A 6,820-nucleotide genomic window follows, 5' to 3' on the forward strand; every position below is an offset into this window, starting at 1 on the left:
TCAGTTGGGTTTAAGATTTATCTTTTACTTTTCAGATATTCGTCAATTGCTTTTGCGGTTGTTTTACCTGCACCCATTGCGAGAATAACCGTAGCCGCTCCTGTAACAACATCGCCACCTGCAAATACTCCCTCTAAGCTTGTTTGTCCGTTTTCGTCGGCAATTATACGAAATCTTTTATCAACTTCTAATCCTTTGGTTGTTGAGGCAAGAAGTGGGTTGGGGGAGGTTCCTAACGACATTATAACTGTATCGCACTCTAAATCAAACTCTGAGCCTTTTATCTCTATCGGTCGGCGACGTCCCGACTCGTCTGGTTCGCCAAGCTCCATTCTTATGCAACGCATTGCTCTGACCCAGCCGCGTTCATCTCCGAGTATTTCGGTTGGATTGGTTAGTAAAAAGAACTTAATACCCTCTTCTTTAGCGTGTTCAATCTCTTCGCGGCGGGCGGGTAGCTCCTGATCGCTACGACGATAAACTATATATACTTCAGAGCCAAGTCTGATAGCTGTTCGTGCAGCATCCATAGCAACATTGCCTCCGCCCACTACAGCAACCTTTTCTCCTACGCGAATAGGAGTTTGGTAATTTTTATGAAATGCTTTCATAAGGTTGTTTCTGGTTAGAAACTCGTTGGCTGAGAGCACTCCGTTAAGATTTTCTCCCGGGATATTCATAAAGTTTGGCAATCCTGCGCCAGAGCCAATAAAAATTGCATCGTAGCCCTCCTGATTTCTCAACTGGTCGATAGTTACTGCCTTTCCTACAATGGTATTGGTTTCAATCTCGACACCTAACTGTTTTAATGCGTCTATTTCAGGTTTTACAACTGTATCTTTGGGTAGTCTGAATTCGGGGATACCGTATTCCAAAACTCCTCCTGCTTTGTGAAAACCTTCGAAAATCTTCACTTTGTAGCCCATTTGTGCAAGCTCGGCGGCACACGTTAAGCCTGCGGGACCTGATCCAACAATCGCGACTTTCTGTTTTTTCTGTTCGGTTGGAATATTTTTTGGAATAGCGTTGTTTTCGCGTGCCCAGTCGCCTATAAATCTCTCTAATCGCCCAATAGCAACGGGTTCGCCTTTAATGCCCAATACACAAACCTCTTCGCATTGTGTTTCTTGTGGACAGACACGTCCGCATACCGATGGAAGCATTGTGCTTGCGTAGAGAACCTCGGCGGCTTTTTTAAAATCACGCGTTTTAATATGTTTAATAAATCCCGGAATATTAATACTAACAGGGCATTGCGTAATACATCGCGGATTTTTACACTCAATACAGCGTGATGCTTCGGCAACGGCTTCCTCTTCGTTATATCCAAAAGTAACCTCAGCAAAATTTTTGCGTCTCTCTGCCGGATTTTGTTCGCGCATGGCAACTCTGCGCTTTTGTATGATTTCGGTATCGTGATGTACACTTCCTGATACAAAAGCCTCATTACCTCGTTTATATGTATTTGCTCGCTCCTCTGTTCTATACATCGTTTGACGGCGCATTGCCTCGTCGAAATTGACAAGGTGTGCGTTAAATTCAGGACCATCGAAACATGCAAATTTGGTTTTGTTATCAACCGAAACCCTGCATGCTCCGCACATTCCGGCACCGCAAACCATTAACGTATTTAAAGAGACAATGGTTGGGATATTTAGTTGCTTAGTATATTCCGAAACTGATTTCATCATAATCATAGGACCTATTGCAACTATTTTATCGTATTTGTTGCCTCTGTTCACAATCAAATCTTCAATCAGGGCTGTGGCATTACCTTTAAATCCTTTAGTTCCGTCGTCTGTTGCGATGTACAGGTTTTTTGAAATTGGCTTGAATTCCTGTTCCATAATGACCATCTCGGCATTGCGGGCAGCGAGAATAACATCAACCTGAACATTGTGTTCGTGCAACCATTTCACTTGTGGATAAACGGGTGCAGCCCCAACGCCACCGCCTACAAAAAGCATCTTTTTATCTTTGTAGTGTTCAATTGGTTCGTTAACAAAATCGGCTGGACGTCCGAGAGGACCTGCAAAATCTGAAAAAGCTTCGCCGACTTTCAGGTCAGCCATGGTTTGGGTAGAAATTCCAACGATTTGAAAAACAATTGTTATTGTTCCTTTTTGCGAATTGTAATCGCATATGGTTAATGGGATACGTTCGCCATATTTATTGGTCATTGCCATTAAAAACTGTCCGGGTTTGGCTGATGATGCCATACGAGGTGCGTGCACGTCCATTCTTAAAATATTGGGCGCTAATTGCTGTTTGCTAAGTATTGTAAACATAGGGAAGTTAAAATGGGTTTTCTTTTTTATTAGATTAGATACGAGTTACAGCCTATTTTTGGAGTGTCGTTTTATATCCTTTATCTTTAATTGTAAAGAGGTTTTTCCTTTGTATTCGTTCTCTTCGATTGTAAAACAGATATCTACAGGATGTTTGTTTGCAATGGTGTGCCAGTGTTGTGATTGATTAAATGCAATTGCAGGGAATTGCATTTGCTGATTATCTCTGTCGTTTACAATCAAACGTAAATGTGCGCCTGTCTTTCCAACGCATTGACCAGTAGCAGAGACATTTTTTGCAACAAAAACCGGTGCCATATTGCCGGGACCAAAAGGTTTAAATCTTTTTAACTGCTCCCAAAGTCGGGGAACAATTTGCGAAATCTGCAGATATGAGTCGCAATGGACTTTTTGAACTATATGTTCGGGTAAAATTGTATTGGCAACAACCTTTTCGAATTGCTCTATAAACTGCGGCAAATTCTCCTCGAGCATCGATAATCCTGCTGCGTACATATGTCCGCCGTAATTTTCCAACAGGTCTGAACAATCGGTAATAGCTTCGTAAATATTAAATCCCGTTACCGAGCGGGCAGAGCCGGTTATCAAACCGTTACTTCGTGTGAATATAATAGTTGGCTTATGAAACTGCTCAACCAATCTCGAAGCAACAATTCCAATTACCCCTTTGTGCCAATGTGGGTTAAACAGCACTATTGAACGGCGTTTTGTTTTCCATGGCGACAGACTAAACTGGTCGATGGCTTCGAGTGTAATCTCTCGGTCAATCTCTTTTCGGGTCTGATTGTCGGCATCAATTCGTTTGCTAATCTCTCTGGCAGTGTCTAAATTCTCACATACAAGAAGATCTACGGACATCTGCCCGGAGTCAATTCTTCCTGTTGCATTGATTCTTGGTCCGATTTTAAAGACTATATCAGAAATATCTATTTTGCCAGATGGTATTTCGGCAACCTCTGTAATAGCCCGGAAGCCAATAGCAGGGTCGGTATTAAGTTTCTCTAATCCGTAATAGGCTAATATGCGGTTTTCGCCGGTAATGGGAACAATATCGCTTGCGATACTAACTGCCACAAAATCGAGATATTTAAATACATGTTTCTCCTCAATGCCCACTGTTGCTGCATAGGCTTGCATAAGTTTAAAGCCAACTCCACAGCCCGACAGCTCTTTGTATGGATAGTTGCAGTCACTCCTTTTTGGGTCTAAAACGGCTACTGCTTTGGGTATCTCATCGCCCGGGTTATGGTGATCGCAAATAATAAAATCAACACCTTTCTCGGTGGCATATCTCATTTTTTCAACAGCCTTAATTCCGCAGTCTAAAGCAACAACTAACTTAACCCCGGATTCAGAAGCATGGTCGATACCTTTTATCGAGATACCGTATCCCTCGCTGTATCGGTCGGGGATATAGTAGGAGATGTTTTTATACCAATTTTTGAAAAAACTGTAAACCATTGCTACTGATGATGTTCCGTCAACGTCGTAGTCTCCGTATATCAGTATCTTTTCGTTATTTTTAATTGCGTAAATAATTCTTTCGACCGCTCTGTCCATATCTGTCATAAGAAAAGGGTCGTGAAGATTAGCTATATCGGGGCAAAAAAACTCTCTTGCCAAATCAAACGAGTCAATTCCCCGGTTGATTAATATATTTGCCAAAACCTCTTCGAGGTTTGTTTGAGCCGATAGTGATTTTACAAGTTCCGGATCTGCTGACGAATCTATTTCCCAAATTTTCTCTTCCATTTTTCTTTCGATTTATGCAGATTCTTTTGATTTTAACGTAATTACAATTTGGTATTACGTTACAGGCTCAATGTTTTTAAACTATCCGAAAAGCCTAAGTTTTTTAACTTGTAAAGTTAACTAAAAATGTGGGAATAAAAAAACTGTTTTCGCGCCCATTTTATTTAAAATGGTTCAAAATAGTGTTTATAAGCATTTTAGAAATATGTGGAAATTTTTGTTTTAGAGTGTTTTTTGAATACTAAGGTTTTTGGAGTGTCAAACTGTCGAGTTACAACTTCATTTGGTGTAAATTGTTCCACTCTAATATGCACTGTGCTGGCAATTAACTATACTGCGTGTTTGCAACTGTGCTTACGACTGTGAGGTGGCATATTTTTATAACGACATCTTTACTCCATTTCTTTTTAACCAATCTTTTTGTTCTATAAAATCAGGCATTTTTTTATCCAGTTCGTTCCAAAAGTCTGCTGAATGGTTTGGATATTTCAGATGAACCATTTCGTGCATGATAATATAATCCAAAACTTTAACGGGTGCCATAACACATTTCCAATGAAAGTTTAACCCGTTTTTTGGTGTGCAGGATGCCCAACGATTTTGTAAATCCAATACTTTGACAGATGTTGGTTTTATTGAAAATTTATCTTTATGAACTTTTATTCTCTCTTTAATTTTTAATAATGCTTTTTCTTTATAAAAGTCTTTGAAAACCTTTTCAGCTTTTGATAAATAGTTTTTATCCAACAAAAAGAAACCACCTTTTATTTTTAAAGGTACATCCTGGTTGTCTGTAAGTTTTAAACGGTAATTTCTACCCAAATAAAGAAATGACTGGCCATTAATATATTCACGTTTTACTTTTCCCTGATTAAGTTCTTTCCATTTTGCAAGCTTAGTGAAAATGAGATATTCTTTTGCTTTCACCGCTGTTTCAATTGTTTCATCAGAAGCATAAATAGGTGCAAGCACCCTTACTGAACCATCACGCTCAATAAAAATACTAACCGTCTTTCTTCTTTCGGTTTTCTCAATTGCAATATCTAAGTTTTCTAACCTCATCTTAAATCCGACTCCCTGTTTTTTGCTAATTTCATCAACTCTGTAGCCATTTCACTTGCTTTTGCTGAAAGATCTGGAACACCTGAATATCTGACTTCATCTTCAATCATACCCTCAATTCGCTTTCTTTCTGCAGCTTTGTCCCAAAAATTATTTATCGCTGCGGTCTCTTTGAGTATTACAATCAACGTGTGCATCAATTCTTTTGTTTGGTTGATTTGCTCATCCGACGGTTCGGACATATTTGCTTTCAGCAAATCAAAGAAAGGTGCTTCTACAATAGATATTCCTTCTGTCTCCTCTTTACGTCCTTCTGCCATTTCATCGCGTAAACTACTAAGTTCTCTTACAATATCTTCCCAATTTTCTTTGTAGGAATTTAAAATCATTTCCAGACGATCTTTGAAACGACTATAAAGTGTTGGGTCTTTTTCCAAGTTTACTTTAATATGCCAGCGAATGGCATGTTCCATTTCCGATGCTTTTGATTTAGGTGTTTTGTTCAGATAATCAACTTTAGTCTTAAATTCATCGGAAAGTATTGATACTTGCTGAACTTTTGTATCAATTCCTAATGAAAGTAAATGTTTGTCAATTAGTTGACGGACTTTTTGCGAAGCCCATTTTAAATCCATTGTTTCATCTCTGTAGCGGTCTTTAATTCTCCAAAGCAGATAACCTAAACGTTTTGCCCTTACCCAATAATCGCCTCCGACTTGAGTATTAAAAAGCAAATCCAAGCTGTCAAAAAAGCTCTTTGAGTAAGTTAACAACTCTGCTCTGAATTTTACGTTTTTCGCTTTTTCTATACAGCTTTCGGCAAACTCAAACTCAGCATCGTCATCGGTAAAGTTTTGATTCAAAAAGTCATCAATTGAATTAAGCTCACTTTCTTTAAATAGGTTTACAAGCCGATTGTAACGCGCTTCCAAAACAGGTATCTCCTTATTGATATCCCGAAAAACAGTTAGAAAATTGCTAAGCTTGTCTTTGTCTTTATCTGTATAAATTGCCAACGCCTCTGCCAGGTGCTTTGTTACGCCGTAATAGTCAACAATCAATCCAAAACTCTTTCCTTTTTTCCTGCGGTTAACTCTAGCAATTGCCTGAAACAAATCATGTTCACGCATTCCTTTATCGAGATACATCACCTGCTCAATGGGAGCATCGAAACCTGTAATCAGTCGGTCGCAAACACAAATTATACCAATGCCGGACTCAGGTTTTTCATAATCGAAATCTTTCTTAAAGCTATTTACTGCATCGGTATCTATTGCTTCCCGACGGGCTTTGCTGACGTATCCCGGCTCATTATTGCCCATGCTTGAAACGACTGCCTGAACTTTTAAAAACCCCAACTGCTTAATTCTTTCGTCATCTCTTTCTTCCTCAGGAAAAGCTTCCAACTCTTCAATTTTGTTTTTTATGGCTATCTCCAACTCATATTTGTAGCGAACAGCAGCAACAATACTCGATGCTACTACTTGTGCTTTAAATCCATTTACAAGTATATCGGTATAGTAGTGTTCAATAATATCTTTAGAAATCTCTGCTATTCGATCTTTACTCTCGAGATAGGCAATAAAAGAGCCGTAACGCCTTTGAATTTCTTCTCTTTCCTCTTGAGTTCTTTGTTTGAACATATCCTCAAACTCAGCATCAAACAGCTCTTTGTCGTCTATCTTGTCTTTTGAAAC

The 6,820-nt window shown here is 39.1% G+C and carries 4 protein-coding genes; all 4 read right to left on the minus strand.

Annotation, left to right across the window (positions count from 1 at the left end; all coding sequences use genetic code 11):
• Positions 1 to 17: 17 nt before the first annotated feature.
• Positions 18 to 2,288, minus strand: a complete 2,271-nt coding sequence (locus GX311_07580) for a bifunctional dihydroorotate dehydrogenase B NAD binding subunit/NADPH-dependent glutamate synthase (protein NLK16239.1) — start codon at positions 2,286 to 2,288, stop codon at positions 18 to 20.
• A 45-nt stretch (positions 2,289 to 2,333) separates the two neighbouring features.
• The gene (gene recJ / locus GX311_07585) at positions 2,334 to 4,061 is read right to left on the minus strand and encodes a single-stranded-DNA-specific exonuclease RecJ (GenBank protein ID NLK16240.1); all 1,728 of its coding nucleotides are present in this window, start codon (positions 4,059 to 4,061) and stop codon (positions 2,334 to 2,336) included.
• A gap of 378 nt (positions 4,062 to 4,439) precedes the next feature.
• The gene (locus GX311_07590) at positions 4,440 to 5,123 is read right to left on the minus strand and encodes a M48 family metallopeptidase (protein NLK16241.1); all 684 of its coding nucleotides are present in this window, start codon (positions 5,121 to 5,123) and stop codon (positions 4,440 to 4,442) included.
• A partial coding sequence (locus GX311_07595; protein NLK16242.1) for a DUF3387 domain-containing protein occupies positions 5,120 to 6,820 on the minus strand: 1,701 nt, incomplete at its 5' end. The genes GX311_07590 and GX311_07595, both read right to left, overlap by 4 nt.

The organism is Bacteroidales bacterium, assembly GCA_012519055.1.
Lineage (GTDB): Bacteria > Bacteroidota > Bacteroidia > Bacteroidales > Salinivirgaceae > JAAYQU01.

Coding starts and splice junctions, on each gene's coding strand:
- GX311_07590 (NLK16241.1), bottom strand. CDS start 5,123: ATGAGGTTAGAAAACTTAGATATTGCAATTGAGAAAACCGAAAGAAGA.
- GX311_07580 (NLK16239.1), bottom strand. CDS start 2,288: ATGTTTACAATACTTAGCAAACAGCAATTAGCGCCCAATATTTTAAGA.
- recJ (NLK16240.1), bottom strand. CDS start 4,061: ATGGAAGAGAAAATTTGGGAAATAGATTCGTCAGCAGATCCGGAACTT.